This window comes from Dactylosporangium cerinum, assembly GCF_042653625.1.
Lineage (GTDB): Bacteria > Actinomycetota > Actinomycetes > Mycobacteriales > Micromonosporaceae > Dactylosporangium > Dactylosporangium cerinum.
Genome location: NZ_JBHSIU010000039.1, coordinates 66,656 through 86,232 on the forward strand (window position 1 = coordinate 66,656; position 19,577 = coordinate 86,232).

Annotated in this window: 19 protein-coding genes; 9 read left to right on the forward strand and 10 right to left on the reverse strand. The window is 71.0% G+C overall.

The genetic code is table 11. The features are described from left to right. The first annotated feature begins 236 nt into the window (after positions 1-236). Positions 237-1,409, forward strand: a complete 1,173-nt coding sequence (locus ACFPIJ_RS28750; protein WP_380119300.1) for a hypothetical protein — start codon at positions 237-239, stop codon at positions 1,407-1,409. A 217-nt stretch (positions 1,410-1,626) separates the two neighbouring features. Here ACFPIJ_RS28750 and ACFPIJ_RS28755 read toward each other — a convergent pair whose 3' ends face one another. Beyond that, on the reverse strand, positions 1,627-1,944 hold the full coding sequence (locus ACFPIJ_RS28755) for a hypothetical protein (RefSeq protein WP_380119302.1): 318 nt from the start codon (positions 1,942-1,944) through the stop codon (positions 1,627-1,629). Between the two features lie 35 nt (positions 1,945-1,979). On the opposite strand from ACFPIJ_RS28755, the gene ACFPIJ_RS28760 reads away from it, so the two are divergent. Further along, positions 1,980-2,246 (forward strand): hypothetical protein, encoded by a 267-nt coding sequence (locus ACFPIJ_RS28760; protein ID WP_380119304.1) that lies wholly within the window; start codon positions 1,980-1,982, stop codon positions 2,244-2,246. A gap of 160 nt (positions 2,247-2,406) precedes the next feature. On the opposite strand, the gene ACFPIJ_RS28765 is transcribed toward ACFPIJ_RS28760, so the two are convergent. The 7 genes from ACFPIJ_RS28765 to ACFPIJ_RS28795 form a co-directional block, all read right to left on the reverse strand. Then, positions 2,407-2,571, reverse strand: coding sequence for a hypothetical protein (locus ACFPIJ_RS28765; protein WP_380119306.1), 165 nt, complete (start codon positions 2,569-2,571; stop codon positions 2,407-2,409). Positions 2,572-2,831: 260 nt separating this feature from the next. Next, positions 2,832-5,036, reverse strand: a complete 2,205-nt coding sequence (locus ACFPIJ_RS28770; RefSeq protein WP_380119308.1) for a xanthine dehydrogenase family protein molybdopterin-binding subunit — start codon at positions 5,034-5,036, stop codon at positions 2,832-2,834. Next, positions 5,033-6,022 carry an FAD binding domain-containing protein gene (locus ACFPIJ_RS28775; RefSeq protein ID WP_380119310.1) on the reverse strand — a complete coding sequence of 330 codons (990 nt, stop codon included), beginning with the start codon at positions 6,020-6,022 and terminating at the stop codon, positions 5,033-5,035. The genes ACFPIJ_RS28770 and ACFPIJ_RS28775 overlap by 4 nt, the downstream gene beginning before the upstream one ends. Further along, positions 6,019-6,477 (reverse strand): (2Fe-2S)-binding protein, encoded by a 459-nt coding sequence (locus ACFPIJ_RS28780; protein WP_380119312.1) that lies wholly within the window; start codon positions 6,475-6,477, stop codon positions 6,019-6,021. Before ACFPIJ_RS28780 ends, ACFPIJ_RS28775 begins: the two co-directional genes overlap by 4 nt. 894 nt (positions 6,478-7,371) lie before the next feature. Next, positions 7,372-7,734 carry a site-specific integrase gene (locus ACFPIJ_RS28785; protein ID WP_380119314.1) on the reverse strand — a complete coding sequence of 121 codons (363 nt, stop codon included), beginning with the start codon at positions 7,732-7,734 and terminating at the stop codon, positions 7,372-7,374. 68 nt (positions 7,735-7,802) lie between these two features. Next, complete coding sequence (locus tag ACFPIJ_RS28790; protein ID WP_380119316.1) at positions 7,803-8,648, reverse strand: hypothetical protein; 846 nt, start codon at positions 8,646-8,648, stop codon at positions 7,803-7,805. Between the two features lie 23 nt (positions 8,649-8,671). Next, positions 8,672-9,193, reverse strand: coding sequence for a SigE family RNA polymerase sigma factor (locus ACFPIJ_RS28795; protein ID WP_380119318.1), 522 nt, complete (start codon positions 9,191-9,193; stop codon positions 8,672-8,674). A gap of 228 nt (positions 9,194-9,421) precedes the next feature. Between ACFPIJ_RS28795 and ACFPIJ_RS28800 the strand changes: the two genes are divergently transcribed. From ACFPIJ_RS28800 to ACFPIJ_RS28825, 6 genes are all read left to right on the forward strand, one after another. Further along, positions 9,422-13,603 carry an NB-ARC domain-containing protein gene (locus ACFPIJ_RS28800; protein ID WP_380119320.1) on the forward strand — a complete coding sequence of 1,394 codons (4,182 nt, stop codon included), beginning with the start codon at positions 9,422-9,424 and terminating at the stop codon, positions 13,601-13,603. A 267-nt stretch (positions 13,604-13,870) separates the two neighbouring features. Then, positions 13,871-14,065, forward strand: a complete 195-nt coding sequence (locus tag ACFPIJ_RS28805) for a VOC family protein (RefSeq protein WP_380119322.1) — start codon at positions 13,871-13,873, stop codon at positions 14,063-14,065. A gap of 54 nt (positions 14,066-14,119) precedes the next feature. Further along, entirely contained in the window at positions 14,120-15,163 is a 1,044-nt protein-coding gene (locus ACFPIJ_RS28810; RefSeq protein WP_380119324.1) for an RNA polymerase subunit sigma-70, read from the forward strand. 59 nt (positions 15,164-15,222) lie between these two features. Further along, positions 15,223-15,828, forward strand: coding sequence for a dihydrofolate reductase family protein (locus ACFPIJ_RS28815; RefSeq protein ID WP_380119326.1), 606 nt, complete (start codon positions 15,223-15,225; stop codon positions 15,826-15,828). Positions 15,829-15,861: 33 nt separating this feature from the next. Beyond that, positions 15,862-15,993 carry a hypothetical protein gene (locus tag ACFPIJ_RS28820; protein ID WP_380119328.1) on the forward strand — a complete coding sequence of 44 codons (132 nt, stop codon included), beginning with the start codon at positions 15,862-15,864 and terminating at the stop codon, positions 15,991-15,993. Between the two features lie 73 nt (positions 15,994-16,066). Beyond that, a complete protein-coding gene (locus tag ACFPIJ_RS28825) occupies positions 16,067-16,285 on the forward strand; it encodes a hypothetical protein (RefSeq protein ID WP_380119330.1) in 219 nt (72 codons plus the stop codon). A gap of 29 nt (positions 16,286-16,314) precedes the next feature. On the opposite strand, the gene ACFPIJ_RS28830 is transcribed toward ACFPIJ_RS28825, so the two are convergent. Together ACFPIJ_RS28830 and ACFPIJ_RS28835 are read right to left on the reverse strand one after the other, a co-directional pair. Then, positions 16,315-18,348, reverse strand: coding sequence for a recombinase family protein (locus ACFPIJ_RS28830; protein WP_380119332.1), 2,034 nt, complete (start codon positions 18,346-18,348; stop codon positions 16,315-16,317). After that, positions 18,345-18,743: a DUF5372 family protein gene (locus ACFPIJ_RS28835; RefSeq protein WP_380119334.1), complete on the reverse strand. Its 399-nt coding sequence runs from the start codon at positions 18,741-18,743 to the stop codon at positions 18,345-18,347. Before ACFPIJ_RS28835 ends, ACFPIJ_RS28830 begins: the two co-directional genes overlap by 4 nt. A gap of 11 nt (positions 18,744-18,754) precedes the next feature. On the opposite strand from ACFPIJ_RS28835, the gene ACFPIJ_RS28840 reads away from it, so the two are divergent. Next, the gene (locus ACFPIJ_RS28840; protein WP_380119336.1) at positions 18,755-19,159 is read left to right on the forward strand and encodes an integrase core domain-containing protein; all 405 of its coding nucleotides are present in this window, start codon (positions 18,755-18,757) and stop codon (positions 19,157-19,159) included. Positions 19,160-19,577 lie beyond the last annotated feature (418 nt).

Genomic DNA, 19,577 nt, shown 5'->3' on the forward strand with positions numbered 1-19,577 from the left:
TCAAGCCGTGGCATGCTTTCGACCGGAAGGTTTACGGCAAGGTCTCGGACGGTGCCAAAAGCGCCGGTCATCACGCGGCCAATTTCGGGTTCGCCGGAATGGACGAACGCGTGCGCCGCAGACAAAGAATGTTTCAGCTAGGACTGGAACCCCAACCGACTTTCATGCCGGCAAGCTCCGTCAGGCCAATGGCCGTCGACGGACAGATGTCGACTGAAAGGGAGGATTCCCGCAACATGAACCCGCACTCCATCTCGCACGACTCCGCCGACGTGCTCCCCGCCAACGGCTCCCCGCTCCACCCCGCACCGCAGTCTGCGGCCGGCCGCAGCCCGCTGCGCCGCGCGGGTGTCGGCATCGTGGCGGCACTGCTCGCCACCGGCGGCCTGACCGCGTGCAAGGACACCCTCCCCGGCTACGGCGCCGTCCCCGGATACAGCGCGCAGCCCGGCGCCTCCACGAGCACGGGCGCTTCCCCGTCCGCGTCCACCGGCCTGGGTAGCCCCTCCGCTTCGACGGCCCCGGTGACCTCGGCCTCACCCTCCGGCTCCACGTCCCCCAAGCCGACGACCACCAGCACGACGACGCAGAGCCCGAGCGGCAACCCGACCTACACGGTTGCCGGTTTCCCCGCCGCGAACAACACCGGCTACCCGCAGGGCCTGGCCGGCGACACCCGCAAGAAGGTGACGCTGACGCCGTACACCGGCCCCATGACCATCACGGTCGCCGGCACGGTCATCGACAGCAAGGACATCAACGGCCACATCGAGATCAAGGCCAAGAACGTGACGATCCGCAACAGCCGGATCCGCGTGGCCAACGTCCAGGCCGTCACAATCACCGATGACAACGCGAACCTGCGCATCGAGGACACCGAGATCGACGGCCAGCTCAAGGACGCCTCGACCGGTGGTATCGCCCTCATCGGCCGCACCGGTTACACCCTGCTGCGGGTCAACGCCCACGGCTCCGGCGACATCCTGCGCATCGACGGCCGTGGCACGGTCCAGGACTCGTGGCTGCACGACCCGGGCGGCACCGGCTCCGCCCAGCACAACGACGTCATCCAGTCGACCAACGCGACGTACGTCCGCATCCTGCACAACCGGCTGGAGAACCAGCACACCCAGACGTCCTGCATCCTGCTCAAGGCCGACATCGGCCCGATCAGCGACGTGGTCGTCGACAGCAACCTGATGAACGGTGGCGGCTACTCGTTCTACTGGTACGACGCCAACTACAAGATCACCAACGGCAAGGTCACGAACAACAAGTTCATGCGCCAGTCCGGCGGTGGCTTCTGGCCCAAGGGTGGCTACTACGGCACCCAGGCCCTGAACGCGTCGACGCTCCCCACGTGGAGCAACAACACCTGGGCCGACAACGGTCAGCAGATCGGCCGGTAAGTCAGACGGGACCATCAGTCAGGGGGCGCGACCCGGAACTCCGGGCCGCGCCCCTGACCGGGTGCCAGAATCGGGCATGGCGATCCGCCGTCACCACCGCCGACCCGGTTGCAAGCAGCGGCGCTTCTTCGTCCGCGACCCGGACGGCACGGTGGTCAACGTCGTCAGCCGCCGGTGACTGGCCAAGAAGTCGGCGCGGCGGGTGCCCGCCGGACGGTCAGGCGTTCAGGTCCGGCCCGCGGCGGGAGGGGACGGCCTTCCAGGCGATGACGCCGGCGACGACGAGCAGGACGGCGGCGATCGTCGAGGTGACCTGCATGCTCTGTGCGAAGGCGTTACGGGCGGCGGCGAGGACCTGAGCCTCCTGGTCGCCGGCACCGGCCAGGACGTGGCTGCCTGCCGCCAGGGATTCGACGACCGCAGTCCTGGCGTGGTCGGGCAGCGCGGACAGATCCGGCAGGCTGCTGCGGTAGAACATCGCCTGCAGCGTGCCGAGCACCGCGATGCCGAGCGCGACGCCGAGCTCGTAGGACATCTCGGAGATCGCCGAGGCCGCGCCGGCTCGTTCGCGTGGACAGCGCTCAGGATCGCGTCGGTGGCGGCGGTGTACGCGATGCCGATGCCGACGCCGAGCAGCACCAGCCCGAGTGCCAGCCCGAGGTAGCCGGCAAGACCCTCGGCGAGGGCGAGCACGCCGAACCCGGCGGCGGTGAGCAGCAACGACGCACCCAACGTGGCCCCGACGCCGAGGCGCGCGATGACGCGGACGGCAACGACCGCCACCGCGATCGAGGCGAGGGTGCCGGGCAGCTCGCGCAGCCCGGCCTGCAGGGGTGAGTAGCCGCGGACGAGCTGCAGGTACTGGGAGAAGTGGGAGGGTCGCCTGCGCGATCAGCACGGCAGATTCGGTACGGATCGCCGAGCGGGTGTGCGCCGGCACCGCCCGTCGGGTCTACGCGCTCGCGGCGACTGGCCAAGTCGACGTAGGGATCGAGGGTCACGGCGTGTAGAGGTGCCGAACCAGTTCTCGCACCTGCGCGGTGCCGAGTTCGCCGCAGGCCCGCCGCTCCACCGGAAGCACTTTGGCCGGCGCCTTTCGCCGCTGAAGCTTCTGCTCATCGGTCACGCCGAACGTCGTTGCCCTGGCGAAGGTCGCGAGCAAGGCGCATCGTCATGCCACGAACAGCTCGCCACGTAGCGCCACGGTGATCGTTGTGTCGGCGCCCGGTCGCGCAGGTGACCGGATGTCCATGAGTCAGCCGGCAGCCGCTCGGTGCGCGCACTCCGTACGGAAGATCACCGTATGGGCGTACGTGTCGCCCAGGTGTCGTGATAGTCCACAATGGACATTGAGCCAGCCCGAACCTGCAATCGGCCCGAACGTGCAAAGACCGCCCCGCCCGCCGGTGAGCGGCACCGATCTCAGAGGAGCTTGTCCAGGGTCAGCGGGAGGTCACGGATGCGCCTGCCGGTGGCGTGGAACACGGCGTTGGCGATCGCCGGGGCCACGCCGACGAGGCCGATCTCGCCGACGCCCTTGACGCCGACCGGGTTGAAGCGGTCGGGCTCACCGACGAAGGTCACGTCGAGGTCGGGCACGTCGGCGTTGACGGGGATGAGGTAGTCGCCGAATGTGGCGTTGGCGATCCGGCCCGTCGCCGGGTCGGTGACGGTGTCCTCCAGCAGAGCCATGCCGATGCCGCCGACCGCGCCGCCGATGATCTGGCTGCGGGCCGTCTTGGCGTTGAGGATGCGGCCGGCGTCGACGACCGAGACGAGCCGGGCCACGCGGATGCGGCCGAGGTCGGCGTCGACGTGGACCTCGGCGAACCGGGCGGCGAACGGGCCGGCCGGGGCCAGGCCGAGCTCCTCCGGCGTGGCCGGCGCCGCAGATCCATCCGCTGTCAGGTCGGTCCGGTCGTGGCGTTCGAGCATCTGGCCGTACGACTCGGAGATGGAAGGATCGTCGCGGCGCTGCAGCCGCCCGTCCACGGCGACCACGTCGGCTGCGGCAAGGCCGCGCAGCGGCGAGGCGATGTCGTCGGCGACGAGGTCGAGGAAGGCTTGGACGAGGTTGCCGGCGGCGGCGTGGATCGCGCTGCCGAGCGAGGCGGTCATGCTGGAGCCGCCCTGCGGCGGCGCCGTCGGCAGCTCCGTGTCGCCGAGGCCCATGCGGACCTGGTCGACCCGCAGCCCGAGGCGCTCCGCCGACAGCTGGGTCATCACGGTGTACGTCCCGGTGCCGATGTCGGTAGCGGCGCTACGCACAAAGGCGCGGCCCTCCCGGTCGATGGTGGCGCGGGCGTCGCACGGCTGCTGGAACCAGAAGAAGCTGACGCCGGCCATGCCGTAGCCGACCAGCGTGTCGCCGCGGCGCGTGGAGTGGGGCGTGGGATCGCGGTCCCACCAGCCGAACCGTTCGGCGCCGCGCTCGTAGCACTCCCGCAGCGCCTTGCTCGACCACGGCAGTCGCAACTGCGGATGCTCGTCGGCGTGGTTGCGCAGCCGCAGCTCCAGCGGGTCGATGCCGAGTGAGTAGGCGAGTTCGTCGAGGGCGCACTCGAGAGCGAAGTGGCCCTGCGCGTCGCCGGGGCCACGCATCGACGACGGCACCGGGATGTTGAGCCGGCGCAGCGAGTCGCGGGTAGTGACGTTCGGGCAGGCATAGCCGACCGCGGAGACGGCGGTGACGGGTTCGGGGAGGTTGTCGTCGTCGACGGCCCCGGTCTGCACCGAGTGGTGCTCGATGGCGGTGAGCGTGCCGTCGCGGCGGGCGCCGATGCGGACCCGCTGCACCGTCGCCGTCCGGTGGCCGATGCCGGTGAACATCTGCGGGCGGGTCAGCACGAGCTTCACCGGGCGGCCGACGGCGCGGGCGGCCATGGCGGTCAGGACGACGTGCGGCCAGACGCGCAGGCCGGCGCCGAACCCGCCGCCCACGAACGGGGCGAGGACCCGCACGTCGCGCTCCGGCACGCCGAACGCGGCGGCGAGGGTCGCGCGGGTCGCGTCGGGCCACTGGGTGGCGTCGTGGACGGTGAGCCGGTCGCCGTCCCATGCGGCGACGGTCGCGAACAGGCCCATCGGGTTGTTCGTCTCGTCGGGCGTGGTGTACCCGGCGTCGACGATCACGTCGGCGGCGGCGAGGCCGGCGGCGGAGTCGCCGCGGGTCTGGTCGCTGCCGAAGGGGTTCTCGACGGTGACGGCGCGCGGGTCGTCGAGGTCCAGCACGGCCTCGGCTCGCTCGTAGGCGACGTCGACCAGGCGGGCCGCCGCGGCCGCCTGTTCGGCTGTGTCGGCGACGACCAGCGCGACGTACTGTCCATGGTGGACGATCGTCCGTTGCTGCAACGGCGGGGGCGGCTGCGACCAGAGGCCGTCCGGCCCGCGCTCGACGCGCGGCGCGTTGTCGGGCGTGACGACGGCGACGACGCCGGGCGCCGCCTCGGCCCGGGACGCGTCGATCCCGGTGATGCGGCCGGCCGCAATGGTGCTGCGGACCAGGGCGGCGTGGACGAGACCCGGATAGGTGACGTCGCTGGAGTACTGCGCCCGGCCGGACACCTTCTGCCGGCCGTCCACCCGGTCGATGCTGGCGCCGAGCGCGGTGCGTTCGATGATGGTCACGTCGTCGCCCCCGAGGTCTGGAACAACGCCCGGACAAGGGTCCGCTTGGCCAGCTCGACCTTGAACTCGGTGCCGGGCACGGTGAACGGCTGCTGCACCGCGGCGTCGGCGGCGGCGCGGAAGGTCGCCTCGCCGATCGGCGCGTCGCGCAGGACATCCTCGGCGTCCCAGGCCCGCCAGGGCACGGTGCCGACGCCGCCGAGCGCGATGCGGGCCGAAACGACAAGCCCGTCCTCGACGACGGTCGCGACCGCGGCCGAGGCGAGCGCGAACTCGTACGAGGCGCGGTCGCGGACCTTGAGGTACGTGGTACGAGCCCGCTCCGGCAGCAGGGGGATCTCGACCTCGGCGATCAACTCGCCGTGGTACAGCACGTGCTCGCGGTCCGGCGTCTCCCCCGGCCGGTGGTACAGCTCGGTGATCGGCACGGCCCGCGGTCCTCGCGCCGAGCGCAGGTGCACGATCGCCCCGAGAGCCGTCAGCGGCACGGCCAGATCCGACGCGTGCAGCGCGATGCACGAGGGCGACGCGCCGAGAATGGCGTGCATGCGGGCGACGCCCTCCACGGCGCCGCAGCCGCTGCCCGGCATCCGCTTGTTGCAGTGCTCGACGGCGAGGTCCCGGAAGTACCGGCACCGGGTGCGCTGCAGCAGGTTCCCGCCGATCGTGGCCATGTTGCGCAGCTGCGGCGAGGCACCGAGCAGCAGCGCGTCGCGCACCATCGGCAGCAGCCGACCGACGCTGGCATCGGCGGCCACCTGCGCCATGGTCGTGGTCGCGCCGACCCACAGCGCGCCGCCGCCGATGCGCACACCGGACAGCGGCAGGCGGCTGATGTCGACCAGCCGCCGGGGCGCGTCGACGCCGTCCTTGAGCGCCAGGTCGAGCTGGGTCGTGCCACCGGCGAGGAAGGCGGCCCCGGGATCGGCGCTGACCTCGGCGATCGCGGCCGCCGGGTCGGCCGCGAGCGTGTACGCGAACGTCATCGCCCGGCCACCTCCCGGATCGCGGCGACGATGTTCGGGTAGGCGCCGCAGCGGCACAGGTTGCCGCTCATGAACTCCCGGATCTCCTCATCGGTGCCGGCCCGGCCCTCGTCCAGCAGGGCGAGGGCGGACATCACCTGCCCGGGCGTGCAGTACCCGCACTGGAACGCGTCGTGGCGCACGAACGCCTCCTGCATCGGGTGTCCGCCGCCGAGCCCCTCGACGGTGAGTACCTCCCGCCCGCCGGCCTGCGCGGCGAGGGTCAGGCAGGACAGCACCCTCCGCCCGTCGACGAGGACCGTGCACGCCCCACAGGCGCCCTGGTCGCAGCCTTTCTTGGGCCCGGTCAGCTCGAGCCGGTCCCGCAGCGCGTCGAGCAGCGTGACCCCGGCGTCGAGCCGCAGCTGCTCGGGCCGTCCGTTGACGGTGGCGTCTACCGTGATCTCGTTCAGCACCGGCCGGGCCTACCCGGGGCCGCTCCCCGCAAACGCCCTGGTGCGGGTCACCGGCCCGCGGCCGCGCGGGGACGACGCATGTCGACAGCGACCGTGCCCGTGGTGGGTCCGCTCCTTGATCAGGAGTTGCCCCGAATTCGTACCGGCCCGGACAAGCCGAGCCGATGGTGAGCTTTGGGCGTGGCACTGTTCGCCGCCGGGGCGTGGGGTAGCGACGCCGAGGAGCAGGCGCGGTCCGGCCGCCTCGGGCAGCCTGATCCCTGGATTCGTACACGTCGACCCTGTACCTGTCGACAAATGCGTCCGTGCTGTTCAGAGGGCACTCTGGCAAGCGAGGACGATCGTGTCTCGTCGGGTTTCGGTGTCCTGATGGCCCTCGCCGTCGGTGACGACGCGATGATGCTGTCTCATGCCACTGCGACTGGCGTACCCGGGTATCACCAACGCATTCGCGTTACTGCGGCTGCTGCCGGGCAGTGATCGGAGCAAGGACGCGGAGATCCTCGCCCTGCGGCACCAGCTCGCCGTGATGCCCGCCAGCTCGGCGGGCAGCACGTCCGATTCGAGCCAGCTGATCGGGCGTGGCTGGCCGCGCTGCTCAGCAGGCTCCCCCGGCCAGCGTTGCTCGACCTGCGGCTGCTGGTGCGGTCCGATCGGGCACACTCCGGCGCGGGCGGCGAGCCGACTGGTGACCTTGTCCGGCCGCAGTTGGTTGGCCGGTGTGACCGGTGAACATCTACCGCGAACGGAACGCTAACGGATGGCACCCCGCGACACTGACAGCACTTGATTTGCGTCAAGTGCGATGTGCCTAAAAGGGACCAATCTGGCAATAACTCGAGAATTATGCCCGATTTTGGCCGAATTTGATGTTAGCAGCTCCGTTAGCGCGCGCTAACAAATACTGTCCAATGTGTACATCATGAGCTTGAATATTTCCAGCTCACACTGTCGGGGCGGCGGGATTCGTGTTGCTGCGTCCGATCTACATTCGCGGTCGTCGAGCGACCCACGGGATGGTGTCGTGTTCATGCTGCGTTCAGCACGCCGGCGGCCGCGTCGAGGTCCGGGCGTGATGAGCCCGGCGATGTCGGCGGCGGCCTGGCGCCGGCGGCCGCCATGAACCGGCGAGTAATAGCGCATCAACGGCGCCGGGTCATGACCGAGACGCTCAGCCACCTCAGCAATGCCGTACCAGAGATCCAACAGATTCGCCGCAACCACGTGCCGGATCTGATGCGGACCGAGCGGCCGCACCCCAGCAGCGACCGTGAGCAAGACCGGGCTCGAGGCGGAAGCCCCGAGCCCGGCCGGTGCGCGTCGTGCTACTTCGAGCCGGGCTTACCGGTCCTTGCGGTCGACGTACCGTCGTCCGGCCCCTTGCTCGGTTTGCCGCCGTCCTGCTTGCCGGCCGGCGGCTGCGTCACGTCGCCGGCCGGCGGTGCCGTGACCGTCACCGGCACGCCGAAGTCACCGAAGTTGATGATGTTGACCGTGCCGGTGTCGCTGAAGTTCAGCTGCAGGCGCCGGACCCGACCCTGGTCGTCGACGTCCAAGGCCCCGGTGATGGTCCGCAAGGCGTCTGCCTTGGGCTCGTCCTTGTCCGTCAGGGTGAACGTGAACCGCTTGCCAGTCCAGTCGTCGCCGGAGGCGGTGCCGTCCTCACGGACGTCCGTGGCGGAACGCAGCCGTTGCAGGGTCTGCGCGGGGTCCAGCACCATGAGCTTGACCACGGCAACGGTCATCGGCGCGGTTGCCACCTCCATGCGCGGCGAGACCTCCCACGTCGTCGCACCCTGCGCCCGCACGTACATGAGGTCACCAATGAACCGGGTTTCGGCGCCCTCCCCGACGGTGGTGATGACACCGACGCGCCGGACGGGGTCGAACGCTCCTTCGAACGCCCGGTCCCCGCTGGTGCCGTGGATCCGGTAGCTCTGCTGGCTGGTGGTCTCGACCGCGGCGGCGACCTGGGCCTGGGCCGAGGGCGGGCCGAGGGGCAGGGCCAGCGCGATCATGCTCACCGCCACTGCCACCGCCGCGGCGACCGCCAGCGGGACCACCAGCGACCCTCGCGGCGGTGCGGTCGGCACGGCGGCCATGAGGTTCAAGCCCGGCGGGCGGTCCTCGGTCCCTCTGACGAGCAGTGCGCGGACTTCTGTCTCGTTCATGAACGGCTCCTCCTGTTGGGTGCTCACCGGACTCCACTCCTCTCCGTGTCGGTTCGGTTGACCGCCGCGTCGGGCGGGATCAGCCTGCGCATCGCCTGCAGACCGCGATGGGTGTGGGTCTTGACCGTGCCGACCGAGCAGCCCATCAGCTCGGCGACGTCCGCCTCCGACAGGTCGTCGAAGAACCGGAGCACCAGCGCCGTGCGTTGCCGCGCCGGCAGCCGTGCCAGCGCGCTGCGGACGTCCTCGGCCGCCGCGCCGGCGTCGCCCATGTCACCTGGACCGGGCAGGTCGGGCAGGTCGGCCCGGGGAATCTCCCGGCGCCATCGGGCGCGCCACCAGGATCGGTGCGTGTTAACCATGATGCGGCGCAGGTACGCATCGGGTTCGGTGCTGGTGTCGAGGCGATGCCACACCCGGTACAGCTTGCTCAGGCAGGACTGCATGAGGTCCTCGGCCGCATGCCAGTCGCCGGTGAGCAGGACGGCCGTTCTCAGGTGATGATCTCCCCGGCGCCGCACGAAGTCTACAAATTCCGTGTCCACCCGGTCTCCTCTCGTCGATGAAACCACCCCTGACACTCCTTGAGGCCCGCCCCAGGTTGACGTCCGAGGCAGGACAGCGGTGACGACGCAACACCGCGTCCGGGGCAGGCGCCGCCGGATGGGCTCAAGGTAGGGACCGATGTGATGACCGGGCATCACGACATGATGTGAGCGATGCGCGATGATGGTCGCCGATCGGGTTCGATCTCGGACGGGAGGGTGGGACCGGTGACCAGCCCGACGCAGCGCGCGCAGCTTATCCGGGTCTCGCTGGAGAAGCTCGGGGAGACCAACGGCCACCACGAGTTCGAGCGGCTCTGTCTCGGCCTGGCGCGGCAGCGCGTCGCCCCAAACCTGATTCCCGCCACCGGGCCCGTCGGCGCCGGCGGGGACCAGGGGCGCGACGCCGAGAGCCACTGGACCGACGGGGCGACCGGGACCATCGTGATCGCCTGCACCGTGCAGCGCGGCGGCGTGCCGGGGAAGATCCGGCGGGATCTCGCCGCGATCCGCGCGCGCGGCGACGGGGTGCGGCGGGTCGTCTACTTCACGGTGACGGCGGTCACGGTCAGCCAGCGGCACGAGCTGCAGGATGAGGCGCGGGATCGGCACGGCGTGGCCCTCGACATCTGGGACGCCCGGGCCATCGCCGAGCATCTGGGCGATCCCGATCTGTTCCACCTCGCCGTCGACTTCCTGCACCTGCCCGCAGCGTTGGCCGGGCCGCCGCCGCGGAGGTCCTGGGCGATGCCGGTGCCCGAGGCCCGCGACGCGGTGGCGCGGCCCGAGGTGCTCGACGCGCTCGTCGGGGCCGTGCTGGCCTCCAGCCCGGTGGTGCTCACGGGGCTGGAGGGCGCGGGCGGGTTCGGTAAGACCACGCTCGCCGCGCTCGCCGCCCGGGACCGGCGGGTGCTCGGGCACTTTCCCGGCGGCGTGCTCTGGAAGACCCTCGGGCAGCAGGTCACCGGTCCCGGGATCGCGACGGCGGTCAACGACCTGACCGAGTACCTCACCGGCCAGCGGCCCACCTACACCGACCCGCGGCTCGCAGGCGCCCACCTCGCCGACGTGATCGGCGGGCGCCGGTGTCTGCTGGTGCTCGACGACGTGTGGACCGCCGACCAGCTCGTGCCGTTCCTGCTCGGCGCGCCGAACTGCGTGCGCCTCGTCACGACGCGGATCGCGGCGGTGGTGCCGGTCGGCGCGGCCCGCGTCCGGGTCGACGCGCTGACCGCCGGGCAGGCCGAGGCGATCCTGCGCCGGGGCCTGGACCCGGGCCCGGTGAGCCTCGCCGCGCTCGTGGCCCGCACCGGGCGCTGGCCGGTGCTGTGCGGCCTGGCCAACGGGGTGCTGCGGCGACGGGCCGCGCGCGGCGACGGGCTCGCCGAGACCGTCCGGTGGGCCGAGGCCATGCTCGACACGGGCGGTCCGGCCGCACTGGACACCACCGACGCCGGCGCCCGGGAGACGGCGATCGGCGCCACGCTCGCGGCCAGCCTGACGATGCTCCCGGACCCGGAGACTTCCGTCCAGCGGTACCGCGAACTGGGTATCTTTCCGACCGACACCGACCTTCCGGTCGCAATGCTGGCCCGGTACTGGGGCGTCGACCCGCAGCGCGCGCACCGGCTCTGCCACGCGTACTTCGACGTGAACCTGGTCGTGGAGTTCCGGCTCGACCCGCCCGCAATCCGCCTGCACGGCGTCATCGCCGACTACCTCCGGCACGAGGCCGGCCCCCACGCCGCCGGCTGGCACCGCCGGCTCATCGACGCCTACCGGGCGGAGCTGCCCGACGGTGGGGACCTACTGACGGCGTGGTGGCGCCTGCCTGCCGGCGAACCGTACCTGTGGCCGCAGCTCGCCGTGCACCTGCGGGAGGCCGGGCTGGCCGGCGAACTCGTCGCGCTCCTGCGCGACCTGCGGTGGGCGAGCGTCAAGAACCACCGATTCGGGCCGGCCAGCGTGCAGGCCGACGCCGCCGCGGTGCCCGGCGACGCCCACGCCCGAGCGCTCGAGCGGGTCCTGCGCGGCACGAGCCACCTGTACCGCCCGGCTGACCCGATGCTCATGAACATCGCGACGCTCGCCGCCTACGCCGCTGGAAACCCGCTGCTGGCAGCCGCCGGGCAGCGCCTCGCCGGCCGGGTCGGCGCGCCCCACCTGCGGCCGACCGCCCCGCCGCTGCCCGACCAGCCCCACCCGTCGGTCGAGCGGGTGCTCGCCGGACACCAGGTGGACCCGGCCGCCCTGGTGGTGGCCCCGAACGGCGCGTGGCTGGCCAGCACGGGCCACGCCGACCCCGTGCGGGTGTGGGATCCCGTCGACGGCACCGAACTGCTGACCCTGCGCGGATCGCCGAACGGCGCCTACGCGCTGACCGTAGCCCCGGACGGATCCTGGCTGGCCGCCGCCGGTGGCGACGGCAGGGTCCGGATCTGGGATCTTCCGTCGGGTACTGCACGGGCCGTGCTCAGCGGCCACAGCAAGCTCCTCTGGTCGCTTGCCGTCGCGCCCGACGGATCGTGGCTGGCCAGCGGCGGCGACGACGGCACCGTGCGGATCTGGGATCCACGCGACGGCGCCGAGCGGGCCGTCCTTGCCGGCTGCATCACCCGCGTCGACGACCTCGCCGTCGCACCGGACGGATCGTGGCTGGCGATCGCCGCCTACGTCGACCACAGGAACATGACTGCATGCGTGTGGCGAGCGGCCGACGGATCCCGGCTCCACCTGGGCATCGCCGCCCGGGGCGAGTACCGCAGCGCGGCGAGCGCCCTGGCCGTGGCGCCCGACGGCAGCTGGCTGGCCACCGCCGGCTTCGAAACCGTGGAGCTGTGGGATCCCACCGACGGCCGCCTCCGCGCCACCCTCACCGGCCACGACCGGTGGGTGCGCGCGCTGGCGGTGGCCCCGGACGGCTCCTGGCTGGCCAGCGCGGGGGAGGACGGCACGGTCCGGCTGTGGGACCCGGCGACCGGCGCGGCCCTGGACACGCTGACCGGCCACACGGGCCAGGTCAACGCGCTGGTGGTGGCCCCGGACGGCTCGTGGCTGGCCAGCGCTGCTGGCGACAACCTGTACCAGGACGACGGCACCGTCCGGGTGTGGCACCTCGCCGACCGCACCTGCCGGGCCGTCCTCACCGGACACTCGCAGGGCGTCGGCCGGCTGGCCGTGGCGCCGGACGGCGCGTGGCTGGCGAGCGGCGCCCACGACGGCACGGTCCGGCTGTGGGACCCGTCGGGCCCGCGTGCCCCGACGCGGGCCGGTGGCCACGCGGGCAAGATCACCGGGCTGGCCATGGCGCCCGACGGCTCCTGGGTGGCCAGCGCGGGCCACGACGGCACCGTGCGCCTGTGGCACACCGCGGACGGCGCCGAGCGGGCGGTCCTGTGCGGCCACACCGGCCACATCACGCGGGTCGCGATCGCCCCGGACGGCTCGTGGCTGGCCAGCGCCGGCCACGACGGCACGGTCCGGCTGTGGAACGCCGACGGCGCCGTCCGCGCCGTGCACGACCACGGCGGCCAGTCGGTGTTCGACCTCGTGATCGCCCCGGACGGCAGCTGGCTCGCATCGGCCACCAACGACCGCGCGGCCTGGCTCTGGGACAACGCCACCGGCGAGCTGCGGGCCGGCCCGCTCACCGGCGCCGCAGACGCGAGGAAGCTGGCCGCGGCCGGCGACGGCTCCTGGCTGGCCAGCACCGGCGACGGCGGCGCCGTCGGGCTGTGGGACCCGGCGGACGGCACGCCCCTCGGCGTGCTGCTCGGTGCGACCTTCCGGGCCAACACGCTCGCGTCGGCGCCGGACGGCTCCTGGCTCGCCGTCGCCGGCGAGAGCTACACGATCGAGCTGTGGAACGCCGACGGCACGCACCGGGCAACCCTCCGCGGCCACACGGACGCCGTGCTGAGACTTGCGGTCGCCCCGGACGGCTCCTGGCTGGCCAGCACCGGCCGCGACGAGACCGCCCGGATCTGGACCGTCCCCCCGGACAACTCCCGGCCGCCCGGCGCCGACAACGACCCCGACGCCCGAAGCTGGGCTGCCGCCGCCACGTTCGCTGGACGGCCCACGGCCACGGCGGTCGCCGAGCGGGCCGTCGTCCACCACGCCGCCGTCGTCCTCGGCGTGGCCGTGGCCCCGGACGGCTCCTGGCTGGCCAGCGTCAGCCGCGACGGCGCCGTGCGCGTAACCGACCCGCACGGCCGCGCCCTGGCCGCGATCCGCCTGGACGGCGACGCGTCCCACTGCGTCGTCAACCCCGCCCGCCCCCAGCTGGTCGTGGCCGGCGCGCACGTCTACTTCCTCGACCTCGCCGGCCTCCCCGCCGCCGAGCCTTTCCACGTAACGGGGGGTCGGCCTCGGCGATCAACACATCGGTCATCAGGTGTTGCTCCTTGATCAGGAGTTACATCGTTCGTTTTACAGTCCCGCCGCCTGACCCAGGGGTTGACACAGGGGCAACTCAAGTCTGCCTCGATCTTGCCAACGCTCAATGCAACGGTGCCCGCCGAGGTCGTGCCTGTCGTGCGAATTGGCATCACAACTGGCAGCAATCCACAGTGTGTCTTTGAGTCCACAATGGACCGTGATCGTTCACGTATACGAGCAGGCGCGCCACCGTCACTGCGACGTAGCCAGCATCCGACCCGACCCTATGCTCGGTGCATGACGATCCAACGGATGGACCACGTCGGCGTCGTTGTCGACGACCTTGAGGCGGCTACTGCGTTCTTCGTCGAGCTCGGCATGGAGCTGGAAGGCGAGGCGCCAGTCGAGGGACGGTGTCCGGAGGGAACCCTCTTCAGGGTGGTGGAGGAGGCGGCCGGCCGGGTTATCTTCACCCCCGACGGCACGAACTAGCCCAAGGTCCGAGCTGGACCCTGGGGGTGCGAGCGGGATGGGCGGACACGGGGCATGAATGACGGGGAGCACGAGCTGCTGGCGGCGGCGCGGGCCGGTGACGGGTTCGCCTTCGAACAGCTGACCAAGCAGCACCGCCGCGAGCTCTACGCCCACTGTTACCGGATGCTGGGGTCCATTCAGGACGCCGAGGACGCCCTACAGGAGTCCCTGCTCGGGGCGTGGCGGGGGCTGGCCGGTTTCGAGGGCCGCAGCTCGCTGCGGACCTGGCTCTACCGGGTGGCGACGCACGCCTGCCTACGCCTGGCCGGGCACCGCCCGCGCCGGGTGCTCTCGCCCGACCACGGTCCCGCGAGCCCCGACCCGCACGATCTCGGCGAGCCGGTCACGGCGCCGATCTGGTTGGAGCCCTGGCCCGACGAAGGCGTAGATGGGGGCGTGGACGACGGCCTGCGTCTGGATGACGGCGCGGACCCGGCGGAGGCGTACCTGCGCCGGGAGACGGTGGAGCTGGCCTTCGTGGCTGCGCTGCAGCACCTGCCCGGCACCCAGCGGGCGGTCCTCATCCTGCGCGACGTGCTCGGCTTCAGCGCGGCCGAGGCAGCCGGGATCCTCGACACCACGCCGGCCTCGGTCAACAGCGCGATGCAGCGGGCCCGGGCCACCGTCGCCGAGCGGGTGCCCGCCCGCTCCCAGCAGGCCGAGCTGGCCGCGCTCGGTGCCGAAGGCGAGGCGGTCCTGGTCCGTGACTTCGTGGCCGCCTGGGAGCGGGCCGACGTGCCAGCCCTGCTCACCCTGCTGGCCAATGATGCCCGGTTCACCATGCCGCCGCTGCCGGCCTGGTTCGCCGGGCGCGAGGCGGTCGGCCAGTTCCTGGCCGAGCGGGTGTTCGCCACCCCGTGGCGGCTCATCCCGATCACCGCCAACGGCCAGCCCGCTCTGGCCTGCTACCAGTACGACGGCCAGCGCTTCCCACTGAGCGCGGTGAACGTGCTGAGCCTGCGCGACGGGCAGGTCTCGTGGATCGCCGCGTTCCTCGACCAGGGCCTGCGCCGCCATTTCGACGTACCGACGGAAATTTCTTCGCCGCGGCGATGAATCCGCGCCCGACGGTGACTCTGCCTGGATGACCCGTTCATCCAGACAGAGGAGTCACCATGCGCAAGCTCATCGTCACTGGCATCTTCTCGCTCGACGGCTACTTCGACGGGGAGGGCGGCAACGTCTGGGCCCTGCCGATGGACGGTTTCTTCGACGCTCACAACCTGGAACGGATGCTGGCGGCCGACACCCTCCTGTTCGGCCCGCGCACCTACCTGGACTTCAAGGGTTTCTGGCCGCCGATCGCCGAGAACCCGGCGCTGGCGCCGGCCACCCCGCACGATCCGGCCCGGGCCGACCAGCAGCGGCAGATCGCCCAGCTCTGCGGCCAGACCCCGAAGGTGGTCATCTCTGACTCGCTCACCGAGGAGGAGACCGACATCTGGGCCGGCACCACCACCCTCGTCCGTCGGGCCGACGGCCACGCGGCGGTGGCCCGGCTCAAGGAGCAGGACGGCCGCGACATCCTCGTGTTCGGCAGCCGTCTGCTCTGGAACGACCTGCTGGCGGCCGGGCTCGTCGACGAGCTGCACGTCATGATGGCGGCGATCGCTCTCGGCGCCGGTTCGCCCGCCTTCACCGCGCCGGTCACGTCGCTGCGACTGTTCGATGTGGAGCGTCAGGAGGGCTCGGAGAACGTCGTCCTGCGGTATCACGTGTGACACGGGCCGGCCCGAGCTGGCAGCATGGGCCGGGTGGAGTACCGGGCAGCCACCGAGCGCGACATCGACGCCATCGCGGCGAGCGCGTGGCAGATGTCCTTGGCGCGTAGCCCTGAACCTGCCGAGAAATCCGTCCGTGCTGGTCAGCGGGTATTCGATCTTTGAGTTCCGTTCTTGATTAGCTCCTTCCGTGTCCCCGGACCCATCGTCGTTGGTGACTGCGCGATGATGCCGCCTCATGCTGTCGCGACTGGCGTACCTGGGCATCACCAACGCGTTCGCGTTGCTGCGGCTGCTACCGGGCAGCGATCGGGACAAGGACGCGGAGATCCTGGCGTTGCGCCATCAGCTCGCGGTGCTGCAGCGCCAGCTCGGCGAGCAGCGGGTCCGGTTCGACCCAGCTGACCGGGCCTGGCTGGCCGCGCTGCTGCACCGCACCCGACCGCCGCGTGGGTGACCCAGACCGCCCGCAACCTGATGATGGTTTCATAGTGCCTCTCCCCGGGGTGGTGTCGAACGGTGGTGGGGTGGGAATGCTGCGCGGGTGCGGCATTCGGCCTCGATGGCGGGGTTCCAGGTGAGGGCGAGGCGGGGGCCGATATGTCGGGTGGGGATGTAGCCGCGGCTGCTCCAGTAGTAGATGAAGGCTGTGCTGATATTGAGGATGGTTGCGGCTTCGGTCGGGGTGATCTCTGCGTCCTGCAGCGGTCGGGGGTCGGGCAGGTTGTGGTCGCGGCGCAGATTGTTGACGATGCCGGGGTTGAACGGGTGGTTGTAGGCGCTGTGGTGCCCCGCGGTGTTGAGGATCTCGGCGATCTGGCGGTTCGTGTGGGTGGGCGCCATGTCGCGGATCATGGCCATCGCTGTCGGCGGGGTTCGCGGTGCGGTGAGCCGGGAACGGGTGATGCGCTCGGTCGCGCCGGTGTGCCACCGGATCCCGATGCTGATCTTTCGTCGGTCGGGTTCGGGTAGGACGGTGACGTCGGAGATGACCGTGCGCAGCAGCCGTTTGCGGTCGCGGTCGGTGGTTGTCGGCGCTGACCACAGTGCGTGGACGTCTCCTGCGAGGTGTTCCAGAGCCGCGGAGTCGGGCAGGACCGGAAGTTGGGCGCGGACGTCGGCCAGGGCGGCGTCGGCGTCGGCCAACTGGTTGAGGCGGGTCTCCCACTGGGTTTCCAGGGTGCGGGCTACCAGGCGGTTTTCGGGTTCGACGGCGCTGAAGGCGCGTTCGGCCCGGTCTGCTTGATAGCGGGCATGTTCGACGGCCAGCCCGGCGGCGTGCAGCCTGCGTTGGACGCGGCTGGTGATCTCGTCAGCGACGGCGGCGGTCCGGGTGATCTCAGCAGGCGTCAACGCGGACAGGAGCCGATCGACCACGATCGCATCGACGCAGGCGGCGTCGATGGATCGGCAGGTGCTGGTGGGCTGGTGAGAGGTCATCCGGTCGCAGGCGTAGGCGCCGTGGGGATGGGAACGGTGGTGGTAGCGGGTCTGCATGGCCTGCCCGCAGGAGCCGCACCGGATGATGCCCTGACACAGTGCCGGGCTTTCCCGCACGGGCCTGGCATGGGCGGCGGTGTGGTTGGCGGCCAGGATCTGCAGGTTGTCCAGGTAGGCCGACCAGCTCAGGTAGGCGGGATGATGGTCGTGGATGAGCACCGGCCACTGATCCCGGGGCCGGCGGGTGGTGACGGTCTTGGTGGTCCCGTCCGGCTGCAGTTGACGGGCATCGACCCGACGTCCGTAGACGTAGGCCCCGGCGTAGGTGGGGTTGGCCAGCATCCGCTGGACGCGGCTGCTGGTCAACGGGCCCCACCGGAGCTGGCCCGCGTGAGCGCGGCCGAACACCCGGCGGGGAAACAGCCGCCGGCGAAACGCCTCCACCACCCCGAACGCCGATCCGGCCTGCCGGAACATCGCGAACACATCCGTGACAGCGGCCCGGACCTGCTCATCCGGGTCCAGCACGCAGTCGCCTTCGTCGTCGTAGACGTAGCCGATCGGCAGACGGCACCGCAACCGGCCACGCTCGGCGACGCTGACCCGGGCGGCGTGCATCCGCCCGGCCATCAGGTGCAGTTCGGACTCGCTGATGGTGCTCTTGATCCCCAACACCAGCCGGTCGTTGAATTCCTGCAGGTCGTAGACCCCGTCCGCATCGGCCAACAGAGTGTCGGCCAGCCGGGCCAACTCCAACAGCCGGGCGAAATCCGCCGAGCACCGCGCCAGCCGGGACACCTCCAGGACCAGGATGATGCCCACCTCACCGATACAGACCCGCCCGACAAGCTCCTGCAGACCGGCGCGTGAGGCCGCCTGCCGGCCGGAGCAGCCCAGATCCGCATCGATGACGATGACCCGGGCTGGGGGCCAGCCCAGCCTGACCGCGGTTCCGGCCAGGTCATACTGCCGCAGGGTCGACTCGGTGTTGTCGCGGACCTGAGCAAGGCTGGACTGCCGCAGATAGACGACGGCCAGACGTTGCCGGTGTCCAGCAGTGATTTTCTGCTCGCCGTTCATGACCGCATCCCAGGGCCGTCATGGCCATGTTCGCCAGAACCATCACCATCTCGACCCGTCGAGCCTCGACCGTCACCCTTCGACCGTATCTCCGGTTCACCCTCACCGTCGGTCTCCTGCTGAGCCTCCCGACGTCGCCGCAACGCGGTCACCAGATCGAGCAGCTCCTGCAGGCCCTCCACCGACAGTCGCTGCTGCTGCGGCTCGGGGCCGCGGTCAGTCCAGGACTCCGCCACGGTGACCTGCCTCAGTCCAGACCGGCATGTCAACATCCGTACCCCGCCACGCCGGGCGGTGAACAACACCGTCACACGCTGCCCCACCAACGGGTGGAACGGATGAGTGATCGTCACACAATCCGAATGATCATTGATACGCGCGGCAGTATGACGCACGCGTCCTCGTCATGGACCTCGAGGACGCCGGATGCCAGGTGAAGTACCTGATCCGGGATCGGGACGGCAAGTACCCGGCCCTGTTCGACGCCGTCCTCGCCGACGCCGGGATCACCGTCGTGCGCAGCGGCGTCCGCGTTCCCCGCATGAATTCCCTTATGGAGCGATGGGTGCGGACCTGCCGGCGGGAACTGCTCGACCGGACGCTGATCCTCAACCAGCGACATCTGCTGCACGCGCTACGCGAGTTCGAGATCTTCTACAACGGACACAGACCGCATCAAGGCATCGCGAACTCTCGGCCACTCGCGCCGCTGCCCGAACCGATCACCGATCCGGACCAGATTACCCACCTGAACATCCACCGACGTGACCGCCTCGGCGGCATCCTCCACGAGTACAAGCATGCCGCCTGACCTGCGTGGACGGAATTTCCGGCAGTTACAGGGCTCCGCGTGGCCGCAGCGTTCGCCGAGCTCGCCGGCGCTATCTGAGCCAGGCGCGAGCGCGAGTTCACCGCGCCACCCGATCAAACAACGCAACGGCCCCGTCGAGACCGACGCGATCGGCACACGGTTTAGGAGCGGAAGAGCGCTCGGACGGCGCCGAATCGCTGACCTCGCTTTACGTCATCTTGGTCTGGTCCTCGTCAAGGTCATGACACGCATTTGCCTCGGTCGACGCGACGACCGCCGGACAGCACCCGCGCGTGGGCGGGTGATCCCACCGACGACCTCCGTCATCTCACCCGGGGTGAATCCCGGGTGAGATATCGACGGTTGCCCTTGTAGGCCGGGACGTGCGCAACCATCGTGGACGCGGACGCGGTCGAAC